Source organism: Vagococcus vulneris (assembly GCF_003950515.1).
Classification (GTDB): domain Bacteria; phylum Bacillota; class Bacilli; order Lactobacillales; family Vagococcaceae; genus Vagococcus; species Vagococcus vulneris.
The window spans coordinates 1-25,597 of the sequence record NZ_NGJS01000022.1 but is presented as its reverse complement, the minus strand read 5'-3'; the positions used below and the strand labels follow the sequence as shown (position 1 = coordinate 25,597).

At 36.5% G+C, this 25,597-nt stretch carries 19 protein-coding genes, 1 rRNA gene and 1 riboswitch; of the genes, 5 read left to right on the top strand and 15 right to left on the bottom strand.

The genetic code is table 11. The features are described from left to right. The 13 genes from CBF37_RS10635 to pth all read right to left on the bottom strand — a co-directional run. Positions 1-78: ribosomal RNA gene (locus tag CBF37_RS10635) — 16S ribosomal RNA — on the bottom strand; the annotation flags it as partial. Between the two features lie 350 nt (positions 79-428). Continuing rightward, positions 429-1,892 (bottom strand): lysine--tRNA ligase, encoded by a 1,464-nt coding sequence (gene lysS / locus CBF37_RS10630; RefSeq protein WP_420824175.1) that lies wholly within the window; start codon positions 1,890-1,892, stop codon positions 429-431. Between the two features lie 125 nt (positions 1,893-2,017). Then, positions 2,018-2,959 carry a tRNA dihydrouridine synthase DusB gene (gene dusB, locus CBF37_RS10625; RefSeq protein ID WP_240626708.1) on the bottom strand — a complete coding sequence of 314 codons (942 nt, stop codon included), beginning with the start codon at positions 2,957-2,959 and terminating at the stop codon, positions 2,018-2,020. A 63-nt stretch (positions 2,960-3,022) separates the two neighbouring features. After that, positions 3,023-3,910 (bottom strand): Hsp33 family molecular chaperone HslO, encoded by an 888-nt coding sequence (gene hslO, locus CBF37_RS10620; protein ID WP_125984737.1) that lies wholly within the window; start codon positions 3,908-3,910, stop codon positions 3,023-3,025. A gap of 103 nt (positions 3,911-4,013) precedes the next feature. Beyond that, complete coding sequence (gene ftsH, locus CBF37_RS10615; protein WP_125984736.1) at positions 4,014-6,122, bottom strand: ATP-dependent zinc metalloprotease FtsH; 2,109 nt, start codon at positions 6,120-6,122, stop codon at positions 4,014-4,016. 67 nt (positions 6,123-6,189) lie between these two features. Then, positions 6,190-6,735 (bottom strand): hypoxanthine phosphoribosyltransferase, encoded by a 546-nt coding sequence (hpt, locus tag CBF37_RS10610; RefSeq protein ID WP_125984735.1) that lies wholly within the window; start codon positions 6,733-6,735, stop codon positions 6,190-6,192. 27 nt (positions 6,736-6,762) lie between these two features. Continuing rightward, entirely contained in the window at positions 6,763-8,157 is a 1,395-nt protein-coding gene (gene tilS / locus CBF37_RS10605; protein WP_125984734.1) for a tRNA lysidine(34) synthetase TilS, read from the bottom strand. A gap of 66 nt (positions 8,158-8,223) precedes the next feature. After that, the gene (locus tag CBF37_RS10600; protein ID WP_125984733.1) at positions 8,224-8,700 is read right to left on the bottom strand and encodes a S1 domain-containing RNA-binding protein; all 477 of its coding nucleotides are present in this window, start codon (positions 8,698-8,700) and stop codon (positions 8,224-8,226) included. 42 nt (positions 8,701-8,742) lie between these two features. Continuing rightward, on the bottom strand, positions 8,743-9,147 hold the full coding sequence (locus tag CBF37_RS10595; RefSeq protein WP_125984732.1) for an FtsB family cell division protein: 405 nt from the start codon (positions 9,145-9,147) through the stop codon (positions 8,743-8,745). 69 nt (positions 9,148-9,216) lie between these two features. Continuing rightward, positions 9,217-9,492, bottom strand: coding sequence for an RNA-binding S4 domain-containing protein (locus CBF37_RS10590; RefSeq protein ID WP_125984731.1), 276 nt, complete (start codon positions 9,490-9,492; stop codon positions 9,217-9,219). A 15-nt stretch (positions 9,493-9,507) separates the two neighbouring features. Further along, complete coding sequence (locus CBF37_RS10585) at positions 9,508-11,088, bottom strand: putative polysaccharide biosynthesis protein (RefSeq protein ID WP_125984730.1); 1,581 nt, start codon at positions 11,086-11,088, stop codon at positions 9,508-9,510. After that, a complete protein-coding gene (gene mfd, locus CBF37_RS10580; protein ID WP_165866706.1) occupies positions 11,078-14,617 on the bottom strand; it encodes a transcription-repair coupling factor in 3,540 nt (1,179 codons plus the stop codon). The genes CBF37_RS10585 and mfd overlap by 11 nt, the downstream gene beginning before the upstream one ends. Before the next feature lie 36 nt (positions 14,618-14,653). Then, positions 14,654-15,223: an aminoacyl-tRNA hydrolase gene (gene pth, locus CBF37_RS10575; RefSeq protein ID WP_125984729.1), complete on the bottom strand. Its 570-nt coding sequence runs from the start codon at positions 15,221-15,223 to the stop codon at positions 14,654-14,656. A 350-nt stretch (positions 15,224-15,573) separates the two neighbouring features. Here pth and CBF37_RS10570 point away from each other — a divergent pair, with 350 nt between their 5' ends. Continuing rightward, complete coding sequence (locus tag CBF37_RS10570; protein ID WP_125984728.1) at positions 15,574-16,536, top strand: L-lactate dehydrogenase; 963 nt, start codon at positions 15,574-15,576, stop codon at positions 16,534-16,536. Between the two features lie 211 nt (positions 16,537-16,747). Then, positions 16,748-18,121 carry a L,D-transpeptidase family protein gene (locus tag CBF37_RS10565; RefSeq protein WP_125984727.1) on the top strand — a complete coding sequence of 458 codons (1,374 nt, stop codon included), beginning with the start codon at positions 16,748-16,750 and terminating at the stop codon, positions 18,119-18,121. A gap of 404 nt (positions 18,122-18,525) precedes the next feature. On the opposite strand, the gene CBF37_RS10560 is transcribed toward CBF37_RS10565, so the two are convergent. Continuing rightward, positions 18,526-18,783: a chorismate mutase gene (locus tag CBF37_RS10560; RefSeq protein ID WP_125984726.1), complete on the bottom strand. Its 258-nt coding sequence runs from the start codon at positions 18,781-18,783 to the stop codon at positions 18,526-18,528. A gap of 33 nt (positions 18,784-18,816) precedes the next feature. After that, positions 18,817-19,506, bottom strand: a complete 690-nt coding sequence (locus CBF37_RS10555) for an NAD-dependent protein deacylase (protein ID WP_206168065.1) — start codon at positions 19,504-19,506, stop codon at positions 18,817-18,819. Between the two features lie 149 nt (positions 19,507-19,655). Next, a riboswitch (Lysine riboswitch) is annotated at positions 19,656-19,830 on the top strand. Positions 19,831-19,940: 110 nt separating this feature from the next. On the opposite strand from CBF37_RS10555, the gene CBF37_RS10550 reads away from it, so the two are divergent. The 3 genes from CBF37_RS10550 (at position 19,941) to CBF37_RS10540 (ending at position 25,443) form a co-directional block, all read left to right on the top strand. After that, positions 19,941-21,608, top strand: coding sequence for an ABC transporter permease subunit (locus CBF37_RS10550; protein WP_125984725.1), 1,668 nt, complete (start codon positions 19,941-19,943; stop codon positions 21,606-21,608). Between the two features lie 2 nt (positions 21,609-21,610). Then, entirely contained in the window at positions 21,611-22,345 is a 735-nt protein-coding gene (locus CBF37_RS10545) for an amino acid ABC transporter ATP-binding protein (protein WP_165866705.1), read from the top strand. 944 nt (positions 22,346-23,289) lie between these two features. After that, positions 23,290-25,443, top strand: a complete 2,154-nt coding sequence (locus CBF37_RS10540; RefSeq protein ID WP_125984723.1) for a C40 family peptidase — start codon at positions 23,290-23,292, stop codon at positions 25,441-25,443. The last annotated feature ends 154 nt before the right edge of the window (positions 25,444-25,597 follow it).

Here is a 25,597-nt window from a genome sequence, read left to right as displayed (position 1 = left end):
AAAAGAAATGCGTTCGACTTGCATGTATTAGGCACGCCGCCAGCGTTCGTCCTGAGCCAGGATCAAACTCTCAATAAAAGTATGATAACATCTTGCGATGTTTAGCTCATTAATTTAAAACTTGCTAGCGAATTGTTATTCACTAAATATGGTTTGTTTTTACTTTCGTAAAAACGCCCTACACATTTGGTTTGTCTTACTTTGTTCAGTTTTCAAAGGTCTAAATCTTTTTGCTTTAAGTTACCGTAGCAACTTTTATATAATATCAAACTTGCTTGTCTTTGTCAAATGTTTTTTAAAATTTATTTTAAATTTTAAAAACATTATTGACTTGTCACTTACCTCTCGGAGCAACGTAAATAAATATACCACACAAACAAAAAAAAGAAAAGCATAAATTAAAAAAAATTTATGCTTTTCAGAATTAACTATCTCATCGTTGGAAATAACAAGACATCTCTGATTGATTGAGCGTTTGTCAACAACATTACTAAACGGTCTATCCCTATACCCAGACCCCCTGTGGGTGGCATACCATATTCTAAAGCTTCAATAAAGTCTTCATCAATTCCTTGAGCCTCATCATTTCCTAAATCTTTTTCACGCATCTGTGCTTCAAAGCGTTCTCTTTGATCAAGAGGATCATTTAGCTCTGTAAAAGCATTACCGTATTCATTGCCAACAATGAATACCTCAAACCGGTCTGTAAATCGTGGATCTTCCGGATTCTTTTTAGCCAATGGTGAAATAGAAACAGGATGTCCATATACAAATGTCGGTTGAATTAGTGTACGCTCAACAAATTCTTCAAAGAACTCGTTAACAACATGCCCATAATCCATATGACCTTCTAAATTCAACTTATGTTCCTTAGCAATTTCACGCGCTTCTTCATCTGTCATTTCTTTCCAAAAATCAACACCTGTAACTTCTTTGATTGCATCAACCATATGCACGCGTTTCCAAGGACTCTTTAAATCTAATTGATGATCCCCATATGTGATTTCTAAAGTTCCTAAAACTCGTTCAGCAACAGTCGTAATAATCCCTTCAGTCAAATCCATAATATCTTTATAATCTGTGTAAGCTGTGTACACTTCCAACATAGTAAATTCTGGATTGTGTGTTGTATCAATTCCTTCATTACGGAAAACACGGCCAATTTCGTAAACTTTCTCCATTCCACCGACAATCAAACGTTTCAAGTGAAGTTCTAGAGCAATACGTAAATATAAATCAATATCTAACGCATTATGATGAGTGATAAACGGACGTGCTGAAGCTCCTCCGGCAATGTTGTGCAGAGTTGGCGTCTCAACTTCAAGATAACCTTGTTCATTCAAATAGTTCCTAACTTCACGAATAATTTCACTGCGTTTTACAAAACGATCAAAACTATCCTTGTTACTAATCAAATCCAAGTAACGTTGTCGATATTTTTGTTCAACATTAGTTAAACCGTGATATTTATCTGGCAACGGTCTTAGCGCTTTAGATAAAAAGGTTAAAGTTGTCGGTTTAATAGTGACTTCACCGGTATCTGTCTTCATGATTTCCCCTGTCACACCAATAAAATCACCTAGATCTGCATGTTTAAATAAATCGTATTCTTCTTCACCTACAGCATCTTTTCGCACATATATTTGTATTTGACCTTCACGATCTTGTAAATGAGCAAACCCTACTTTGCCTTTTCCGCGTTTAGTCATAATACGACCAGCTACAGTAGCTGTTAATCCTAATTCTTGTAATTCTTCTTTTGTTTTATCATTATACAGTTCATGCAATTCTTTTGAGTCAGCAGTACGTTCAAACCGGGTTCCAAATGGATCTAAACCTTTTTCACGCATTTCTGCCAACTTTTCTCTTCTTACGATTAATTGATCATTCATTTCTTCATGACCTTGTATTTCTTTCGACACGCGACTTCCTCCTAAAAATTATTATGACCACTTTCCATTCTATAATGCCACATTAAAACAAAAAAAGGCAAGGTTGATTTGCCTTTTTATTGATTTTATTCTTCAATAATCCCCTTAGCTGACAGATGCACTATATATTCATCAAAGATTGTCAACATCTCTGATTCAGTCGTAGCTTTATTGATTGCAGCTTTGACTTTAGCTGCTCGCGGTGCACCTTTTAAATAATATGCTGCATGTTGTCGAAACTCCAGTACGCCGATTTTTTCATTTTTCAAAATAATCAAGCGACGCAAATGAAGTTTAGCGGTCTCAATCTTATCAGAGGGATGTGGCTCGCCCAACAACTCACCTGTTTCCAAATAATGATTTGTACGATAAACCATCCATGGATTTCCCAGAGCGGCACGACCAATCATAACACCGTCACAACCAACATAATCCAACATTCGTTTAGCGTCTTCCGGCGTACGTACATCGCCATTACCCATAAACGGAATAACCAAATTTTTTTTTACTTCTCGCAACACATCCCAATTCGCCTTGCCCTCATACATCTGAACGCGTGTCCTACCATGCATGGCAATAGCTGCTGCACCTGCGCTTTGTGCAGCTTGTGCATTTTCAACTGCGAAAACGTGTTCATCGTCCCAACCAATCCGCATTTTAACAGTGACCGGAATACTGACTGACTGAGAAACAGCCTCGACCATTTCATACACCTTATTAGGATCTAATAGCCACCTTGCTCCAGCTTCAGCTTTAATAATTTTGTTAACTGGACATCCCATATTTATATCAATTATGTCGGCTGTCGTATGCTCTTCGACGAATTGCGCTGCTTCAACCAGATTTTCTTTATTGCCGCCAAAAATCTGTAAACTCAACGGATGTTCTGTTTCATCAATGTACAGCATATCCAATGTTTTTTTATTCCGCTGCTGAATACCTTTATCACTAATCATTTCACAGACGACCAATCCTGCACCGAATTCTTTCACGGTCACTCGAAATGCTGAATTAGTAATTCCAGCCATTGGTGCCACCACGACACGATTAGGTATTTCTACATTACCTATTTTCCACAAAATTGTTGCCTCCTAATTTTTCGCCTGTTCAATCAATTCAGTCAACTCAGCAACGCTGTAAAAATACTTCTCACCGCAAAAATGACAAACTGCTTCAGCACCATCATCTTCTTTAATCATTTGCTCTAATTCACTTTCACCCAACGTTACCATGGCCGAAGCAAAACGTCCCTTGGAACAATTACAATAAAATTGGACTGGCATCGTTTCTAAAATCTTGACATTTTCTTCACCTAACAAACGATACAAGATATTTTCCGGTGTTTCTCCTGCATCTAATAACTTAGACACCATTGGAATATCTGCAATACGTTTTTCAATATCTGCAATTGTTGCTTCTGAAGCACCCGGCATAACTTGAATCATAAAACCGCCAGCTGCTTTTACTTGATCTTCATTTTCATTATCCACTAAGACGCTCAAGCCGACAGCAGATGGTACTTGTTCGGAATTAGCCAAATAATACGTAAAGTCTTCTGCAAGTTCACCTGAAACAAGCGGTACCTGACCAGTAAAAGGTTCTTTCAAGCCTAAATCTTTGATAACTGTTAACGTACCTTCAGTACCTACTGCCCCACGAACATCAATTTTTCCTAAAGCGTTCGCAGGCAAATTTACTTGAGGATTTTTAACATACCCTTTTACGTTTCCTTTTGCGTCTGCATCAATGACAATCGCACCAACTGGTCCATTGCCTTGTATTTTAACGGTTAATTTCTCATCATTTTTATGCATTGCACCCAACATTAAAGAGGCACTCATGGTACGTCCTAATGCAGCTGTAGCCGCACGCCATGTATCATGTCGCTGTTGGGCTTCGGCAACAGCATTTGTTGAACGTACAGCCATTGCTCGAATTTCACCATTGTAACATAATGCTTTCACTAAATAATCTTCCATTTGTTATCATTCCTTTACTTGTATTCATTACATAAAAAAGTGGGTTATACTTTCGTATATCCCACTTATCATAACGTATCTTTATCTGTTTTCACAAATCTTTTTACTCAGAATCGTCTTTCTCTTCCTTTTTCACTTCTTCTGAGGTTTTTTCGAAGTCATGTTCCAATTTGTCATCTTCTACATGAACTTCTTTTGAATCTTCAGCTGACTCTTCTTTTTCGGATACTTGTTTTTCAGCATCTTTCTTTTCCAAAGCTTCTTTAGATTCTTCAAATGATGCTGCTTTTTCGCTAGGGTATTCTTCCTTAATAGCATCTGCAGGCATCACGCCATCTTCAAACAATGATTTAATTGCACGAGCGTCCAATGTTTCATACTGTAATAATGCTTCAGCGATTAATTTATGTTGAGCTCGATGAGCTTCAATAATTTCATGTGCTTTTTGATGGGCACTAACTAAAATTTTGCGGATCTCTTCATCAATCTTGTAAGCCACTTGTTCAGAATATGCTTTAGTCTGACCATAGTCGCGACCTACAAATACTTGATGATTTCCTTCATATTGTACTGGCCCTAAAGCATCACTCATACCATATTCAGTGACCATTGCACGAGCTAAACGTGTAGCTTGTTCAAAGTCGTTACTTGCTCCGGTAGACTGAGAGTCGAAAATAATTTCTTCTGCAACACGTCCACCAAGCAATCCAACAATTTGTTCAAACATTTCTGTCTTAGTCATTAAGAAACGGTCTTCTTTAGGTAAAGCAATCATATAACCTCCGGCACGTCCACGAGGAACAATCGTTACCTTATGAACGACACGTGCATCATTTAATACTAACCCGCAAATTGTATGACCAGCTTCATGATAAGCAACCATATCGCGTTCTTGTTTACTGATAGCACGATCTTTCTTAGCCGGACCAGCAATGACACGGTCTTGTGCTTCATCAATATCAGAAGCATCAATTTTTTGTTTATTGCGACGAGCAGCAACTAAAGCAGCTTCGTTCAAGACATTTTCCAAATCAGCACCGGCAAAGCCTGGTGTCTGTTGTGCAACAACTTTCAAGTCAACGTCATCCGCTAACGGTTTGTTACGTGAATGAACTTTAAGAATTTGTTCACGACCTTTAACGTCAGGTGCACCGACTAGAATTTGACGGTCAAAACGACCTGGACGTAATAAAGCTGGATCGAGTACATCTGAACGGTTCGTTGCAGCAATGACGATAACACCTTCATTACCGCTAAATCCATCCATCTCTACCAATAACTGATTCAGCGTTTGCTCACGTTCATCATGTCCGCCACCCATACCAGCACCACGCTGACGACCAACGGCATCAATTTCATCAATGAAGATAATGGCTGGCGCAGCTTTTTTAGCGTTCTCAAACAAGTCACGTACACGGCTAGCACCGACACCGACAAACATTTCTACAAAGTCCGAACCTGAAATTGAGAAGAACGGTACGCCAGCTTCTCCGGCAACAGCTTTCGCTAACAATGTTTTACCTGTTCCTGGAGGACCTTCTAATAAGACTCCTGCTGGAATACGCGCACCTAGAGCTGCAAATCGGCGCGGATCTTTAAGAAACTCGACCACTTCAACCAGTTCTTGTTTCTCTTCTTCAGCACCAGCCACGTCAGAAAAGCGTACTTTGATTGATTTTTTGTCAGCTTCTTTTGTTTTCGTTTTACCAAAATTCATCACACGACCATTGCCACCGCCTTGTCCGCCTTGCCCCATCATCATGTAGAATAGGAAAATAAAGAAAACCATCGGTAATAAACTGAGTAAAATAGACATCCACATACCACTACTGGACTGTTCTTTAACGACAAATTTCGTTTTACCTTCTTTAGCTATATCGGTAATATTACCGATAGTTGAATCATTTGGTAAAACCATCGTCGTAAAACGTTTCGATTTCACTTTTGTACTGCCGAATACTGGTAAACCGCCAGCATCTGCAACTTTTTGATCGTCATAATATTCTCCGGTTATTTTATAAACACCATTTGCTGGTTGTACCGTGAATTCTTTGACTTTATCATCTTTTAATTGTTGATAGAATGTCGAATAATTGATATTAGGAGACTGATCTCCACCTTGGCCAAAAAAGAAATACACAATCATAATCATTGATAAAAATACAATGATATAATAAAGGGAATTCTTCATGCCTGAATTCTTCTTATTCATACATGTCCTCCTTTGTCTATTCGATTTGTAGTAGATATAATCTCACAATCGGTTATTTAGTTTTTATTTAAGCATTTTCATATATTTCCGGCTTAAGTACACCGATATATGGCAGATTACGGTAATTTTCAGCATAATCTAATCCATATCCAACGACGAATTCGTTAGGTACATCAAAACCAACATAGTCAGCTTCCATATCAACGACACGACCTTCTGGTTTATCAAGCATTGTTACGATTTTAACTGAAGCTGCTTTACGATGTTTCAACAGGTCAACTAGATATTTCAACGTACGTCCGCTATCGATAATGTCTTCTACCAAGATAATATGACGCCCTTCTACATTAGTGTCTAAGTCTTTTAAAATCCTGACTTCTCCTGACGAAACAGTGGCATTTCCATAACTAGACACATCCATAAAATCCATTTCTAAATGAATATTGATGGCACGAGTTAAATCAGCTAAAAATGGCACAGCACCTTTTAATACACCCACGATTAAAGGGTTCTTCCCTTCGTAGTCTGCACTAATTTCATTACCTAGAGCAGTCACTCGCTCATTCAATTGTTCTTGCGAGTAAAATACTTTTTCTATGTCTTTTTCTAACATTAGGTTCTCCTTCCAAACTTGCTTGGCCTACCGATAACAGTAGATAAGCTTATAGTGTATTTTATCAGTTTCAGACTGAATACTCAAATAAGATTCCTTGAATGGGATCAGCCAAATTACTTGATCTTTGTCATCGGTAACAACCCAGCTTGATTCTCGCTGTTCGGCGGGAATTTTCTGGTCGATAAAATAACGTGATACTTTCTTCGTCTGCCCTTGCTCATTAAATATTATTCGATCACCTGATTTCCGGCGGCGGACGGTCAATTGCTGTCCCGAAGAACAGGAAACCGCTGTTGTCAATTGCTGCCAATCCTTATATTTTTCCGGTATCGTCACATCTGATATCGGAAAAAATCCCAACCATTCATCCTGGCTTAAGCGTATTCCAGATTTCAGTTTAACACTAAATGATGAAGATTTGATAGAAACTTGTGACTTTTTTTGGTAAATTTCAACTTTTTCATACATCCGCTGGCAAATCCAATCATTCGGTAATAAGATGAACTGATTGGGCAAATTTCCTTGTACCAACTGTTGAATGTCGTTTTCAAGATTTTGCGTGATATTAAGACCTGTTTGATTAATAATCTCTCTGATAATTTGTTGAATTACCAATTGCTGAACAGCTGGAATTTGACCAGAAAGCACCGTCAGATTAATTTGCCATTTGCCATTCTCCGTACAAACTGTTTCTCGGTAAACAGGTTGCAACAGATACTCAAGTACCGTAAAATATTGATTAACTTCTTCTCCTAACATCACAAGACGTTGTTTAAACTTGGGATTCTCAGTCTCTAATTTCGGCAAATAATCTAATCGAATACGATTACGCAAATAGTGGTGCGACTGATTTGAACTATCTTCATAAAAGACCAGTCGCTGTTCAGTTGCATATTGGTATAACTCTTGTTTCGTCAAGGTCAGCAGCGGACGAATTAACTTCCCGGTTCCAAACTTACGCTCCGAATGAATACCGGCTAAATAAGGCAGACGATTACCTTTCAATAGTCTCATAAAAATGGTTTCTGCTTGATCATCCTGATGGTGTGCGGTCAAGACACTATTATACTGCCCACTTTGCATTACTTTTTCAATAAATTGATACCGGATATTGCGTGCTGTCATTTCAAAATTGCTAGTGACCGCTTGTCCTGCTTGCCATTCATAAGTATAGCAAGGAATATTATGATCTTTACAAATTTTTTGAACGGTTTTTGCTTCAATATCTGACTCAATTCGTTGTTTATGATTAATATGAACCACTCCCAGAATAGGTCTAATATCTGCTGGAAGTGCCAACATAGCGTCTAGCAGAACCATAGAATCCACTCCACCTGATATTGCTGCTAGAACCTTTGTTTCACTTGACCACCATTGAAATTGTTCGTTTTGTTTGATAATTTCTTCTACCACATTCATTGCATAATCTCCTAAATTAATTGCTAAAAAGAAAAAGGATAAGTTTCCTTATCCTTTTGTGATTTATTAATTACGGCGTCCGCCGCGTCCGCCGCGCTTACCTTCAGTATTGCGTTTCAATGAACTTAATCGATCATCGCTATCTTTTAAGAATGAGCTCATTAAGGTATCGAAGCTTTCCTTTTTAGGTGGTGCTGTTGGTTTTCGATAGTTTGAATTAGACCCTCTATCTGACTTGCCGTGATTAGGCTGACGTTTGAAATCCTTTTTAAATTCTTTCTTACGTTCTGTTCTTTCTGGTCGTGCTTCTTCATTTGCACGTTTAATTGATAAACCAATTTTCCCATCATCGCCAACAGACATAACTTTAACTTCTACAGCATCTCCGACCTTTAATACGTCATTGATGTCTTTTACAAAGCTATTTGATACTTCACTGATGTGAACTAACCCTGTTTTACCGTTTTCCAACTCAACAAATGCCCCAAAATTGGTAATTCCTGAAACTTTTCCAGGTAGTTTTACCCCTACTTCAATTGACATAAAAAATTATTTCCTCCTTGAACCTTCTTTTTAACTATATTTTTATTTGTTACCACTAGTTTGGTTAGAGCTATTTAATTCGGGGATACTATAGACCTGTTCCCCTTCTTTAGAGTAGAAGTATTTCGACCGGGCAATTTTTGCCACGTAATCAGAATCATGAAGTAAATTTACTTCATGCTCTAAATCCTCTTTATTGTCCATGACCTTTTCATTTTCCTTGACAACTTCTACTTTCGTATCTTGTAAGGATAATAAACGTTGGCTATTCTTAAATAAATTGAAACCAATTATTGTGAAGACAGCAAATGCAATAACAAACATAATCGCTAAACGACGTCGTTTAAATAACATACCGTTAGTGCTTGTTGTCAATTCAGATAATGGTTGAACTGCCAAGTCTAACTTTTCATCCTTTTTGTTCGTTAATAACTTTTGTTTCTTCATTAATTTTAAAACCCCAATCGCTTTTCATAGATAATTAATTATACCAATTTACATTACGCTTGTCTATTTTTAATCTAATTTTTCGTAACCTGCTTCAAAGGTCTCACTAATAATTTCGAACAGATCTTTTGCTTCATCTTTTTTCGTTGTATCCTTTAAATCCAACACTTTGACTTCAAGTGTTTTATTACCAAATAACAATTTGATTGTATCGCCGACTTTGACATTAGTTGATGACTTCGCTAATTGATTGTTCACTTGAATACGGCCTTTATCAGCGAATTCTTTTGCTACTGTTCGTCGTTTAATTATCCGTGATACTTTTAAAAATTTGTCTAAACGCATACTGACACCCTCTTTTTATAATTTAAATTGTTTAACCACCTTGTCTCCCAACGGCAACATCAGCCATTCGGAGTGATTCAACACTGCTAATTTAATTAAACACGTAAGATAACTGCCTACACCAATCATAACGCCTAATAATGCCAGAAACAATGCAAGAGTCCGACTATGTAAAACAAATAAAGAAATTACCCAGCGGTATATAAGCAAAGATCCAGTCATTATGCCTAAACTTAACAGCAATTTGGCTGTAGCACGTGTAGATTCATTACTCTTTTTTACTAATTGATGTAAATGGAGATGAAACATGACCAAACACACAGCAAGACCTAATAATGTACTAACGCTTGCTCCTAATGTTCCAAAATCAGACGTTAACCAATCAGTTGTCAGTAACTTAACCACTAACCCTGAAACTGCTGAAATAAACTGGTGCTTTACCCTATTTTGACTTTGATAAATAGTTTGATATGACTGAATCATTGAGACAAAAAAGATTGATAGTACAAATATTTCCAACGTCAATTGCCCCTCATTTTCGTTAAACAAAGCTTGATTAATGTAAGGTAAAATCAAAGCCAAGCCAATTGCCGCTGCACTAGATACAACTCGTGATATTTTTAAATAAGATTGAACTGTTGCATCGTACCTTTGTCGATTATTCTCAATATAGTACCGGGTAAGCAAAGGTAAAAATGTAGCTGTCATCGAGACTGCTACTACTAGCCCTACCTGCACGAGTGGTTGCCCTCGATCATAAACGCCTTTTGCAATTTTTGCTGACAAATCCGACAATCCGTTCATCCGCAAAGCATGGAGTACTGAAAAAGAATCAATCAATTGAAATAAAATTAAGTAAGCACTAAACACACAAAGAATACCACCTTGAGTTAAAAGTTTTCTAGTAAAAGTTTTATCTACTAATACTCGGACCTTTAACCATGAAAAGTGTACTTTTTTTTTGAAACTATAATAAACTAAAGTAGCCAAGCCGGATATACTACCAAAGACAGCACCCCACATAGCAATTGTCCCTGTTTGATAAACAGATAAAGATAATTTCAGAAATAAATATCCCGCTACTAAAATAATTAATACTCTGATACTTTGCTCAACTAATTGAGAAATTGCCGTCGGTTTCATTTCCATCAACCCTTGATAATAACCACGATATAAAGAAATAAAAGGAATAATTAAAAACACCAGAGATACTGCTTGAATCACAGGACGAAGAGCAGTATCGCCCATTGCAATTGCAATAATTCCCGAACCAAAATAAATCAACGTAAAAGACAGAACTGATAGACAACCCACTACGGTCAAAAACTTCGAAATAATCAACTGCTGCTCCGCAGCGTCTTGACTGCCGGCAATCAACTTTGATAAATAGATTGGCAGGCCCGACAAAGCAAAAGTCATGGCGATACCATAAAGCGGGTACACTTGCTGATACACATAAAACCCTTCATCACCAACTAAATTCTGAAAAGGAACTCGGTATACAGCACTAAGGACTTTAACAACAAATGATGTTACTGTTAATATTAATGTCCCTCGCAACATCTTTTTCTCTAAAGACGATGATTTATTTTCCATTAGAATCACTTATCTTTTCATATTTTTCTTCTCTTAAAGCGGCGATAAATTGAGAAACTTCTTGCAACCAAACAGCATCTGCCATTTGTCTATCTAACTTTAACTTCACTTGCATACTGCCGTCATTTGGATCAAGATCTGCTTTTAATCCCGTCGCTGATAATGCTTTAAATAACTGTTCAACATTATAAATATAGCTTCCTTCTTTGCTTAACGTGACCGTCACAGTTTGACCGTGTTTTTGAATTTTATCAACTAAAGCAAAATCGGCATTCATTTTAATCAATCCGATAGTCAATAGATTAGCTACCTCATCAGGATATTCACCAAACCGATCTAGCAAATCACTTTCCAGTTCATCAAACATCTCTTGATGATCTAATTGACGAATCCGCTTGTAAATTTCAATTTTCTGACGTTCGTCTTCAATATAAGTATCTGGTATATATGCATCTATTCCCAAATCGATTTCAGTCATTGTCTTCGTATCTTTATTGTTTTTACCTTGCTTCCGATTAACAGCCTCATTCAACATTTGAGTGTACATATCAAAACCAACCGAATCAATAAATCCATGCTGTTGTGACCCCAATAAATTGCCTGCACCTCTAATGGATAAATCACGCATTGCTATTTTAAAGCCAGAACCTAGTTCCGTAAAATCTTTAATCGCCTGCAATCTTTTCTCACTTACTTCATTTAATATCTTCTGTGCCTCGTACATAAAGTAAGCATAAGCTACTCTATTACTCCGGCCAACTCTACCTCTTAATTGATACAGTTGCGACAAGCCCATATGATCAGCATTTTCGACAAATAAAGTGTTGACGTTGGGAATATCGACCCCCGTCTCAATGATAGTTGTAGTGACTAAAATATCATATTCTCGGTTGATAAAATCCATTAATACATTTTCCAATTGAACTTCTGTTAATTGTCCGTGTGCATACGCAATTCTTGCTTCCGGTACCACTGCTTGAATCTCTTCAACCTTTTGTTCAATAGTATCGACTCGATTATATAAATAAAAAACTTGACCTCCGCGTGCCAACTCTCGTTCGCATGCCTCTCGAACTGCTGCAAGGTTCTTTTCCATTACGTACGTTTGAACCGGGTATCTATTGGCAGGAGGTGTTTCAATTACAGATAAATCACGTACACCCAACATAGACATATGTAACGTTCGTGGAATCGGTGTAGCTGTTAGTGTCAACACATCAACTTGCGATTTCAGCTGTTTCAAACGTTCCTTATGTTTAACACCAAATCGCTGTTCTTCATCAATAATCAATAGACCCAAATCAAAAAACTCAATATCTTTAGAAAGGACTCGGTGCGTACCAACAACAATATCAATTGTACCTTTTTTTAAATCGACAATCGTTTCATTTTGCTGTTTTTTGGTTCTAAAACGACTTAACAATCCGACATTTACCGGAAAGTCAGCAAAACGATCTCGCATTGTTTCATAGTGCTGTTGTGCCAGAATAGTTGTCGGCACTAAAATTGCGACCTGCTTGCCATCTCGTACCGCTTTAAATGCTGCACGAAGAGCGACTTCAGTCTTACCGTAACCAACATCTCCCACAAGCAAACGATCCATCGGACGTTCACGTTCCATATCCCGCTTAATCTCCTGAATACTTCTCAATTGATCATCTGTTTCAGAATAAGGGAAGGCATAATCAAATTCACGCTGATAATCATCATCCGGTGAAAAAGCATATCCTTTTTCTGCCTCACGTTCTGCGTATAATTTAATTAAATCATCTGCTATATCTTCAACTCTGGCAGATACTTTTCGTTTGGTTTTTGTCCACTCGGCACCACCAAGTTTGTTGACCTTTGGTGTCTTAGACTCAGATGAAACATATTTTTGAATCATATCTAACTGCGTTACCGGGATAAATAATTTATCATTATTTCGATAAATTATTGTCATATAATCCTGATGAACACCGCCGCTATATAGTGTTTCCATACCCACGTACTGTCCAATCCCATGATTCATATGAACAACATAATCACCAGGTTTCAGTTCATTGTAATCTTTCAACCGCTCAGCATTCGATACGGTCTGCTTACGTGCGCGTTTTTTTGATTGAACATGCAAAATTTCCTTTTCAACGATAACTACTAATTTTTCTTCAGGTAATTCGAATCCCGAGTCCAGTTGTCCAACCTGTATTTGTGTTTGCCCCAGTAATAAATCTTCATTATCTGATACAACAACTGAAACCTCTAAATCAATCATTAGTTTTTCTAAAATTTTGGCGCGTTCACGTGATTCGGCAAGAATCACAACTGTTTGCCCTTGTTTACTCCAACGATCGAGCTCCGTCTTTAATAATCCCATCTGACCAAAAAATTGCTGCATTGGCCGGTATTGAAACGGATAAATTGCTTGAAACCTGAGATTGCCCATTCCTTTTTGAAATAGTGAAAAGTACGTCTTACTTTGTTTTAACCCTTTGATTATCGTCCGGAAATCGCCACCAAGCGTCTCGGTGTTAAATAAAACATTTTCTTCCATCTTCATCGTAATCCACTCGGCTTCTTCACGTAATAACTCTCGTTCAGCCTCGGCTAATCGACTATAATCATCAATCACTACAGTATCTCGTTCAGTAAAATAGCTACCTAGAAAATATTTATGATCATACAAAATGTCTGCGTACATATTTATTTCGTCTGTAGGATGACCTTGACTCCACTCGCTAGTTAGGTATTCACTATAGGAAGACAGTAATGACTTGGCTTCGTTATCAATTAAAGGCAACTTTTGTGCCACAAGCTCTTGCAATGTTTCTGCACCTTGAACCAATTGATCCTTCGTATATACATCAAGACTAGCTGGTGTAATTGACGCACTTTTTATCGTTTCTAATGAACGTTGTGTCTCGATATCAAAATAACGCAGTGATTCAACTTCGTCATCAAATAATTCAATTCGAATCGGATAATCGCTAGTTAAAGGGTAAATATCGATAATGCTGCCCCTGATACTGAATTCACCAGGCTTTCCAATCATTTGCTGCCGCTCATAACCTAGTAAAACTAAGCTCTCAGGAAGTCTAACTAAATCTAAATTACCAGTTTCTTCTATTATTAGTGTACTCTCGCGAAATAACTCAGGGCTTGGTAAAAAGCGTCTAAAACCGGCAAGTGATGTTACTACTATTCCTGGCTGATTTGTTGTTAAAAATGATAATGTGTTAAGACACTCTGACCTTGCTTCGGGTGAAGCAAATGACATCTCAACAGCCGTTACTTCATCGACGGGAAAAAAATGCAGATATTTTTCATCAACAATATGCTGTAAATCATCGACTAATCGTGTCGCATGATACAAGTTAGGGGCAACAACCAATACTTTTCGCTGTTCACCAAGTGCAGCCATTAATAGACTTTTAGCCGAACCAGACAGCCCGGTAATTAATTGATTCACAGGTCGAGCAGTTTCCTGCAGCCACTCCGAAATCTGCGGGCTTTTAATTAACTGTCCCATCAGTCCTTGATTCTGATACATTCTATCCTCTTCTTTCTTTAACTAACCGGTTCATGACTAATTTTTACTATTATAATGATTCATAGTATCGGCAAATGTATGACCGTCTATCCAAAATTGAACTGCATCAACTGCTGAATTAACTGAGCTCAGCATATCTTCGTGTACTGCTTTAGGAAAAGTGCTTAAAACATACGAAACCACTTCTTTTGACCGGCTTGGTCGATCGATGCCGACTTTAATCCGGTTAAACTCTTGCGTACCAAAATGACTGATTAGACTTTTAATTCCATTATGTCCGCCAGCACTGCCTTTTGGCCGTAACCTTATCTTCCCAATAGGCAGATCCAAATCATCATATATAACCAGAACATTTTCTAAAGGAATATTAAAATATGTCATTAACGGTCTGATTGACCGTCCTGACTCATTCATAAAGGTCAGCGGTTTCGCCAAAATAATTTTCTCACCCTTATGAAAAAATTCTGCAGTGTCCGCTTCAAATTGTGTTTTGTTAAACGAAATATTTTCACGATAGGCCAATTCATCTAACGTGATAAAACCAATATTATGTTTAGTTCCCCGATATTTAGCACCGGGGTTTCCTAGTCCTACTATTAACTTCACTTCTACGACCCCAATCATTATTTTTATATGCAACGTCAAAATATCTACACATCATCTTCAGATGCCTAGATTTCCTTATAATTATGGCATTTTTCAAAAAAAAATTCTACTACTTACCTAAAATTACTCCACAAATTATGGATATGATTTTCACATATGTTATGTAAAAAAAGGAAAGTAACTTTAATTTTCATTAAAATAGCGATATTAATAATAATATCTGCCTAAAAAGTCACATATAAAACGCTTTTGTAAACATATTGGTATTTTCAACAATTTTACCAGTGACAGTTTCATTTGTGAATGATATAATTAATAAAACAATATAGATTAAAGGAGCGAATAACATTATGTCATCTAAAGACTCTAAACATCAAAAAATTATTATTATTGGTAACGGAGCTGTCGGCTCAAGTTATGCCTTTTCTTTGGTAACTCAAAATATCGCACAAGAAATAGGAATCATTGATATTGCTGTCGAAAAAGCTGAAGGAGATGCACTTGATTTATCACACGCCTTAGCTTTTACTTCACCCAAAAAAATCTATGCCGCACAATATTCTGATTGTGCTGATGCTGATTTGGTTGTCATTACCGCAGGTGCTGCTCAAAAACCTGGAGAAACTCGCTTAGACCTAGTAAATAAAAATTTAAAAATATTTAAAGGGATTATTGGTGATATTGTTAAATCAGGATTTGACGGAATCTTTTTAGTAGCAAGTAATCCAGTTGATATTTTGACATATGCTACTTGGAAATTCTCTGGATTCCCTAAACACAAAGTCATCGGCAGTGGAACATCTCTGGACACAGCTCGTTTCCGTCAAACAATTTCTGAACTTGTTGGTGTCGATGCACGTAATGTCCATGCTTATATTTTAGGCGAACATGGGGACACTGAATTTCCTGCTTGGTCACAGGCTAATATTGCCGGTCTTAAAATTACTGATTGGGTAGCTAATCAACCAGAAGTAGATGAAGAAGAGTTAGAGAATATCTTCTTTAAAGTACGCGATGCCGCCTATACTATTATTAATAAAAAAGGGGCAACATTCTACGGTATCGCAGTTGCACTTGCTCGTATCACAAAAGCAATTTTAAACGATGAAAATGCTGTCCTACCGCTATCTGTCTACTTAGAAGGCCAATATGGCTTAAAAGATATGTATATTGGTGCACCTGCTGTCATTAATGCTAATGGTATTGAAAGTATTGTTGAAATACCACTGACAGATTCAGAAAATGAAAAATTTGCCTATTCTGCAGCAAAATTAAAAGAAGTTATGGACAAAGCATTTGATGAACTAGACTAAATGATTGATTATTTTTAATGCACAGTGTCTGGCAATGAATACAATAAAGGGAGATTTTGGCAGGCGTCTGTCAAAATCTCTTTTTTATACACCTTTTGCTAATCATCTCTTGGTATCGTCTAGAAAAAGACGAAGTAAGCGATAACGTTTGTTTTTATTACAATATATGTTACAATATCGGTACTAAAATGTTTGGAGAAGGAGTTCTTAGATGAAATCAAAAACGTGGTTAGTGTTCCCTACTGCTATTTTGGTTGGTTTAATTATTTTTTATGGTTATCAAGTAGCTGTTTATCAGAATCACTTTTTTAATAATACTACTATTGGTAACGTCGACGTTGGACGGCTAACCGAAAACGAAGCAAAAAGAGAATTAGCAACCCATTTAAAAACGCAAGAATTTAAAATTATAGATAATAATCAAATTGTGGAAAACATTCCCAAGAGTGACTTAGGAATTTCTTACGATATTGATAAAACAGTGACCCACCAGATGAACCAACAGAATCCATGGCTGTGGTTTATGAACTATCTTTCATCCAGTAATACAGTCTATGCGATTGAATCAACCGACTTAAATCAGAAAGCCTTGGATGAAAAGATGGTAGGTGTTAAAGAAAAAATTGAAGAGTTAAATAAATCAAAGACACCGACAAAAAATGCATCAATAGAAGTTAAAGATGGTAATTTTTCCATTGTAGAAGAAGTACAAGGCGACGATATTGATGTTGACAAAGCTGTTGCGGCTATCAAACAAGATATTGAAAAAGGAAAATCTAGCATTGACCTTGAAACCTTCATAAAAAAACCGACACTAACTTCCACTGATAAGGGTCTAGATGATAGTTTAGCTAAAGTTAAAGAGCTATCAGAGAAGAATATTTCTTACTCAATTAACGGTGAAAAAATAGTGGTACCAAAAGACATTGTTTCCTCTTGGGTTACCTACACCAACGACAAAGTCGATTTTAACCAAGATGCTATTCAAAACTATGTCACTGAGTTAGGAAATAAATACAATACTAGTAAAAACCCGTCAAAATTCAAAAGCACAAAACGCGGTGAAGTGACTGTTCCTGCTGGTGCTTATAGCTGGACAATCAACGCTAGTGCTGAAGCCAAAGCACTAAAAAAACTGCTATTAGCTGACAAAGACATCGTTGATCGTGTACCACTATTCCAAGGTAGTGCATCACCAGCTTCACCTTTAATCGGGAATACTTATATTGAAGTTGATTTAGAAAATCAACATATGTGGTTATACCAAGATGGGAAAGTAGTTTTAGATACTGCTGTAATCACAGGAAAACCTAGTACCCCAACTCCTGCAGGTGTATTTTATGTATGGAATAAAGAACGAAACGCTATATTACGAGGTGAAGATTATGCCAGCCCAGTGGATTACTGGATGCCAATTGATTGGACTGGTGTTGGTATTCATGACTCACCTTGGCAAAATGCGGGTGCTTACGGCGGAGATTCATTTAAAACTGTTGGTTCTCACGGGTGTATAAATACACCTCCGGGTGTTATGAAACAATTGTTTGAAACAGTTGGTACTGGTATTCCAGTCATTGTATTTTAAAAATAAGAAAAAGCTGATTCTCAAATTGAGAATCAGCTTTTTTTATCCATTTAGTTAACTTCAATTGATGAATTTTTTATCTTATAATTATTGTAATATTCTCATAAAAAATATTGAGACATACTTATTCATCCTCTCTTAAAGCAAATCATTCTTGAACAGAACCAATCTCTTCTAAAATCTTATTCTAAATTTTTTATAAAGCTATTCGATCTCTGTCTGTTATTTGCATTAATAATTAGTTTATCCCTTGTAATCCTTCCCCACTTATTAACTTTCTTAAAATTATATTCACAGTATGCCTGTACTCTAAAATATCTTCGCATAACCCAACATGAATAAAAAAATAATAGCACCTAATTTCTAAATAATATTGGTCAGATGCTCATCCAATTTTCTCTAAATTATTTTTTTGCCTGATAACTTTTAGAAATATCCATAATCATCTGCATGGACTCAACGATGGGATCTTCATACTCTGAAACTGTCACACCATTTTTAATTTTCTGAATGACTTCAATCTCACGCTCTTCATCCAAAATAGGTAATTGGTGCTTCTTTTTTTTTTCGATTATCTCTGCCACACAGCTGTATCTCCTTTCAAGTAATCTAACTAGTTCTAGATCAATTGCATCAATTTTATCCCGCTGATCTTTTAACATCTAACTTTCCCCCTACCTTAAAGTATATAATTATTAAAGCTGCTTAAAAAATGACTCCGCTGGCTCTTCAATCATAAAATGATCCCCATTAAACGGCACCTTTTCTTTATTAACAATAATGACACGACAAGTCGAACGACGGTAATTAACCAAACCGCTGAAAGGATAGACTTTTAGCGAGGTCCCGACAATCACAATCACATCGGCTTCTTCAATAGCTCTGACAGAATCTGAGATAGCTGATTCTGTCAGTCCCTCTTCATATAAAACCACATTCGGCCGGATAATACCGCCACACCCCTTATGAATAGTCGACTCAAGATACTCGTTGACCGGTACATGGCGTCTGCATTTCTGACAATAACAATCATACAGACTACCGTGGAAATTAACTACCTTAGGACTACCGGCCTTTTTATGGAGTCCATCGATATTCTGCGAAATAACAGTGACGTCTTTGTCTCGTGCTAATTCCGCCATTTTTTTATGGATAATATTCGGTACTGCAGTTGGATGATACAATTGTTTAACAAAGTCATAAAATTTCTCTGGTTCGTCAACCAAGCAACGATGACTTAACAAATACTCTGGATTTTCGATACCCCGATAAACCCCTGTCATTGAACGATAATCAGGAATTCCCGAAGGTACAGAGACACCTGCCCCCGTCATAAAAACTAAATGCTGACTATTTTTAATCAGATTATTTACTTCTTGACTCACTGTGCATCCTCCTTCAATTTATTTGTACTTTTATTGTACGATAATTTTTTGGAACTCTCCATCTCCTACCATAGTTTTTTCAAAGTTTTTCATAAATAACATGACATTTAAATTTTTTCATGCTACAATGAACAACATAATAAAGAACAAGAAAATCTAGAGGTTGCGATTATCAAGACTATTTACTGAGTTTAAGGAAATGCTGACGTAAATAATGAGGGAAAATCGCCGAAATGTTAATTGAGTCCTTACTCATTAATGTTGGGGTTATGGTGAACAGCTATAACACTGTCTCAGTCGTCACTGAGTTGCGCTAGAGAATTAATCGATTATTATCGTAAGATTTTAATTTAAACTGATTACTTCTGAGAAGCAATGGTGTGTACGCACATTGCTTCTTTTTTTGTTACTAAAAAAGGGAAAGAGGATATCTAATGAGCATGTTTAGACAAAAACAATTAATAAGAATACTACTGACACTTTTATTATTTTTAGGCGGACTTTTTACATTTGGAAGGATGAGTTTTGCTGCAAGTGATGAGTTTGTCGTCGGAATGGAGGCTGGTTATCCCCCATTCAACTGGACACAAAATGATGACAGCAACGGTGCCATCAAAATACAAGGATCGAAAGACTATGCTGGCGGTTATGATGTGAAAATGGCACAAAAAATTGCTGATGATCTAGGTAAAAAACTTGTCATCTTCAAAACCGAATGGGACGGGTTAGCACCAGCCTTAACTTCTGGAAAAATTGATGCAATTATTGCGGGAATGTCCCCTACCGCAGAACGAAAAAAGACTATCGATTTTACAGATGTTTACTACACATCTAACCTTGTCATGCTGATTAATAGCGAAGGAAACTATAAAAATGCTACAAGCTTAGATGATTTCAAAGGTGCTAAAATTACTGGACAATTAAATACATTCCATTACTCAGTTATTGATCAAATTCCAGGCGTTCAAAAACAGACAGCGATGGATAATTTTCCAGCAATGCGCGTAGCATTAGAATCTGGAAAAATTGACGGCTATGTAACCGAACGGCCTGAAGGGATTACCGCACAAACATTAAACCCTAAATTTAAAATGATTGAATTTGCAGATAATAAAGGATTTAAGACATCTCCTGATGACACCGCAATTGCCATTGGTTTGAGAAAAGGAGATCCTAATAAATCTAAAATCAATCAATTACTTAAAACTATTTCACTTGACGAACGTACAAAATTGATGGACCAAGCAATCAGTCAACAACCTAACGCTACCGAAGAAGAAGCAACCGCTGACTCTGCTAGTACCGCTGATTCAGATAAAATTGTCGGGGTGGCAAATAAAAAAAATAAGGAACCTTGGGTTATTAAAATTGCACGTGAAAACGGCAAAGCTTTTCTGCGTGGTGCTGGGACAACACTTTTAATTTCTTTAGTGGGTACTGTTCTCGGAACAACAATCGGATTAGCTATCGGAGTGTTCAGAACACTTAAAAAACCAGTCAATAAATTGGCACGATTTTTTAATAGCTTATTAAATATTATCTTTTCTATCTATATTGAAGTGTTTCGTGGAACACCAATGATTGTTCAAGCAATGGTTATCTACTATGGATCAGCACAAGCTTTTAATATTGATATTAATCCATTGGCCGCAGCTTTATTTATCGTTTCAATCAATACCGGTGCCTATATGACTGAAATTATTCGAGGCGGCATCTATGCCGTTGACAAAGGCCAGTTTGAAGCGGCTGAAGCAATCGGCATGACACATGCGCAGACTATGTGGAATGTTGTTATTCCACAAGTATTTAGAAATACTTTACCAGCTATCGGTAATGAATTTGTTATTAATATCAAAGATACTTCTGTTTTAAATGTTATCGCTGTTTCTGAATTGTATTTCCAAGCAAAAACTGTTGCAGGAAGCAATTTCCGTTTCTTTGATACTTTCTTTGTTGCTTGTGTTATTTACTTTGTCATGACATTTACCGTTACACGGATTTTACGCTATATTGAACGACGAATTGATGGTAACGACAGTGGTTCTCATGTGTCATATGCGAACCAAATGCAAGTACAGAAAACAGAAGAAAGAGGTGCTTAATTATGGGTTTCATTAATATCCAAAATCTACAAAAATATTACGGACAAAATCATGTCTTAAAGGGCATTGATATATCTATCGAAAAAGGTGAGATTGTCACAATCATTGGTTCATCCGGTTCTGGTAAGTCAACACTTTTACGTTGTATCAATCTTCTAGAAGAACCAACTAGTGGAAAAATTCTTTTCCAAAATGAAAATATTCTTGAAACTGGCTATGACTTACCAAAATATCGAACTCATGTCGGGATGGTTTTTCAACAATTTAATCTATTTGAAAATCATGATATTTTGAGTAATTGTGTGGTAGGTCAAATAAAAGTATTAAAACGATCTAAAGAAGAGGCAGAAAAAATTGCTCTGGATAATTTGAATAAAGTAGGCATGGGGGATTTTATCCATGCAAAACCTGCCCAATTATCTGGTGGTCAAAAACAACGTGTCGCTATCGCTCGCGCTATCTCAATGAATCCAGATGTGATGCTCTTTGATGAACCAACGTCAGCCTTAGATCCTGAAATGGTAGGTGAGGTGTTAAAAATCATGCGTGAATTAACAGAAACAGGGTTAACCATGATTATTGTCACTCACGAAATGAAATTTGCTCAGGAAGTTTCTGATCGTGTTATCTTTATGGATCAAGGTGTCGTTGCAGAAGAAGGCGACCCTGAACATATTTTTAATCATCCCACAGAAGAACGGACAAAAGAATTTTTATCTCGTGTCTTAGAAGGATAATAAAAAATACAGCTGTCTTAAATAGATAGCTGCATTTTTTTCTTAATAATTTATTAATTCATTCCCAATTAGAACGAAAATTCTTCAAATTTAATGGTCATATATATCCCCTTCCTCTAGCAACTAATAGCTAGAGGTTTTTTCGTCAACTTATATCTATCCAATAACGACGAACATCAATGCTCTCGTCTTCTTGATACCTTTTTTTCTGACTACATCCGCTGATACGCTGTTGCTATCATTACAAGTTACTAGAACTGGTGACAGCCGGAATAGCGCAGCTTTTTTCAGTATCTCTTTTAAAATTAATTTCCATATTCTTGCTATCTCATGTACGGATGAATTGAATAGCCAATGTGTCTGCTAAAATTTCGTGATATTGAATAATCCAGTATTTCCACTGTGATCCCTTTCACTACCAAACAATCAATAATAGGAGTAGAGCGTAAATCGGTAACATAAACAGATCAATTAACCAACAGACTATTAATAATTAAATATGAAACTTCTTCAGAACTAACCTAATAACGAAACAGACCTAAATAATTTGTCAGTCAATGACTCTTATTCAATTAATAGTTAAACTTGAACAGCTACCTAAATAAAACCGGTTTCTTCTACTGCCAATTTTAAGATATCACGAGCGCAATATAGAAATTATAAATTGAATTGTCTCCTATAATTGGACCCAATTGTAAAAAAGGTATTTCAATAGGCATTCCTTCTTTCCTTAAACACAAATTACTATCTAATGCAACAAATTTTTCTTAAATCAACTACCTCACTTACTGTTTTAATTTCCCTATTTCGAAACAAAAAACAGTTATTAGTTTTTTTAAAATAAAAAAAAGATTATTATTTAACAAAAAGTTACATTTATGTTAAAATTATTACGATATACTCATTAATATTTATCCTAAAAAATACTTTAAGGAGTTTTTGTTATGAAAAAGAAAAAATTAATTTTAGGAAGTATGGTACTACTTGGTTTAACTTACAGCTCACCTGTTTTAGCGGATAATTCAACAGAGAAAACAAAAGAAGCAGCTGAAACCACAACAACAGAAACACAAACTGAGGAAAGTAGTACCGTACAATTTTCAGCAGAGGAAACAACAGCTTCTACGGAAGCTGCAGCAACTGATGATGATGATACTTTTTTTAATAAACTAGCTGAGGACACTTCTCTTTCAAGAGAATTTCTAAAAAGTGAATTTAAAAAAGCACAAGCTGCTGGCTACACAAAAGAACAGTTTGATTTTATTATGCGTATCCCAACTAGTGACAACTCTGCTTCTGGTGCAATGAGTGTTGCTGAGCAAGCACTAACTAACGAACAAGCGAAAATCGTCCACACAGCAAAGACTCAATTAGGTAAACCATTCCAATGGGGTGCCAAAGGACCAGATAGCTTCGATGCTTCAGGATTAGTTGAATATGTGTACAAAAAAGCGGTCGGCATGTCTTTACCAGCTCCAACTACAAGTCAAGAACGTTTTGGCAAAGACGTCAGCTTAACAGACATAGAACCAGGTGACCTATTGTTTTATGGAACTCCAGGTAGTACAACATTTGTCAGCATCTATATCGGTAATAACCAATCAATCGATGCACCCGTACCTGGTAAAAATGTCAGCATTCGCAACAATGTTTTAACTACCTCAGAATTTAAACCAAGTTTCGCTAAACGTGTTTTAAAAGAAGGCAATACTTCTTCTAATAATTATTCTTATACTAGTGCTAACATGTTGGTAACTCTTTCATCTAAAGACTTAACACTTTATAACGATATTAATTTAAAAACAAAAAGAAGTACAGGTGATGCCTCAGCAACTTATCGCGTAACAGGTATCTATACTTTTGACAATGGTAATAAGGTTTATTCTTTATATGACTCTGTTACCAACAGTTGGTACGGCTACGTGTCAGCTTCAAATGCCGTTGAATTAAGTAGCGGTCAATATTCAGGTGTTAACAAAAATATAAAATTAAAAAACAACCAATTAGATTTATATACTGACAATACACTTCAACACAAACGTGGTACCGCAAATGCTGACAAAGTTTATCAAGCAACAGGTATGTATACATTCAGTAACGGTCTTCGTGTCTACTCTCTTTATGACAATGGTAATTGGGTTGGTTATGCGAATGTGAATGCCGTTAACGACTATAGCAGTCAAACATACACTGGGATTGATAAAATTGTTAAATTTTCATCAGCCGATAATCTAACTTTATACACTGATAATTATTTAACAGCTAAACGCAGCAATGCCAAAGCAGGCAAAACTTATAAAGCAACTGGAATGTATACTTTTGCCAGCGGTGTACGTGTTTACTCTCTTTACGACATGAACTCTGGTGCTTGGTACGGCTATGTTAATGCAAATGACGTTGATGAATTAGGCACCGGTCAATATTCAAGTGTTAATAAAACTGTCTTTTTGCTACCTGATCATTTAACACTTTATAATGACAATTACCTTCAATCAAAACGAGGCACTGGCGATGCTAAAGCTGCTTACCGTGTTAATGGAATGTACACCTTTAATAGTGACCGTCACGTCTATTCACTATATGATCCTGCTACTAATGGGTGGGTCGGTTATGTAGATGCCAAATCTGTTGAAGAATATGGCAACCGGAAATATTCTTCTGTTGATGATGTGGTATCTTTATCATCCGACGCGAACCTTGATTTGTATAATGACGTCTACTTAAAATACAAACGCAGTACATCTAATGTTAATACAACATACCGTGTAAGTGGTCTATATACTTTTGATAACGGTAAAAAAGTTTATTCTTTATATGATATGACTAATGTTAATTGGTGCGGTTACATCGATGTAAATAACGTCACCAGCTTAGGGAATGGTCGTTACAATAGTTTAGCTAAAGAAATCACTTTGGAAGCTGATCACTTAACTCTATTCAACGATATCTATCTTCAATATAAACGCAGTAACGGAAAAACTGACACAGCATATAAACTCTATGGTTCTTATACCTTTAACAATGGAAAAGTTGTTTATTCTCTATATGATAAAAATGATGGCTGGTGCGGATACATTGACTCTCAATTTATAAAATAGACAAACAAAAAACTAACGGGGTTATTCGGAACTGACCCCAAAAGATGAGACAAATATAAAAACACCCCTGTTGAATTCATGTAAAATGAATTTAACGGAGGTGTATTTTTTATGGTTAAAAGGATTGCTTATCCAGTAGAAGTAAAAGAAGAAG

Excerpts from the sequence above, each read along its gene's own strand:
- lysS (WP_420824175.1), bottom strand. The coding sequence starts at position 1,892 with ATGAATGATCAATTAATCGTAAGAAGAGAAAAGTTGGCAGAAATGCGT.
- dusB (WP_240626708.1), bottom strand. The coding sequence starts at position 2,959 with ATGGCTGGAATTACTAATTCAGCATTTCGAGTGACCGTGAAAGAATTC.
- hslO (WP_125984737.1), bottom strand. The coding sequence starts at position 3,910 with ATGGAAGATTATTTAGTGAAAGCATTATGTTACAATGGTGAAATTCGA.
- ftsH (WP_125984736.1), bottom strand. The coding sequence starts at position 6,122 with ATGAATAAGAAGAATTCAGGCATGAAGAATTCCCTTTATTATATCATT.
- hpt (WP_125984735.1), bottom strand. The coding sequence starts at position 6,735 with ATGTTAGAAAAAGACATAGAAAAAGTATTTTACTCGCAAGAACAATTG.
- tilS (WP_125984734.1), bottom strand. The coding sequence starts at position 8,157 with ATGAATGTGGTAGAAGAAATTATCAAACAAAACGAACAATTTCAATGG.
- CBF37_RS10600 (WP_125984733.1), bottom strand. The coding sequence starts at position 8,700 with ATGTCAATTGAAGTAGGGGTAAAACTACCTGGAAAAGTTTCAGGAATT.
- CBF37_RS10595 (WP_125984732.1), bottom strand. The coding sequence starts at position 9,147 with ATGAAGAAACAAAAGTTATTAACGAACAAAAAGGATGAAAAGTTAGAC.
- CBF37_RS10590 (WP_125984731.1), bottom strand. The coding sequence starts at position 9,492 with ATGCGTTTAGACAAATTTTTAAAAGTATCACGGATAATTAAACGACGA.
- CBF37_RS10585 (WP_125984730.1), bottom strand. The coding sequence starts at position 11,088 with ATGGAAAATAAATCATCGTCTTTAGAGAAAAAGATGTTGCGAGGGACA.
- mfd (WP_165866706.1), bottom strand. The coding sequence starts at position 14,617 with ATGTATCAGAATCAAGGACTGATGGGACAGTTAATTAAAAGCCCGCAG.
- CBF37_RS10570 (WP_125984728.1), top strand. The coding sequence starts at position 15,574 with ATGTCATCTAAAGACTCTAAACATCAAAAAATTATTATTATTGGTAAC.
- CBF37_RS10565 (WP_125984727.1), top strand. The coding sequence starts at position 16,748 with ATGAAATCAAAAACGTGGTTAGTGTTCCCTACTGCTATTTTGGTTGGT.
- CBF37_RS10560 (WP_125984726.1), bottom strand. The coding sequence starts at position 18,783 with ATGTTAAAAGATCAGCGGGATAAAATTGATGCAATTGATCTAGAACTA.
- CBF37_RS10550 (WP_125984725.1), top strand. The coding sequence starts at position 19,941 with ATGAGCATGTTTAGACAAAAACAATTAATAAGAATACTACTGACACTT.
- CBF37_RS10545 (WP_165866705.1), top strand. The coding sequence starts at position 21,611 with ATGGGTTTCATTAATATCCAAAATCTACAAAAATATTACGGACAAAAT.
- CBF37_RS10540 (WP_125984723.1), top strand. The coding sequence starts at position 23,290 with ATGAAAAAGAAAAAATTAATTTTAGGAAGTATGGTACTACTTGGTTTA.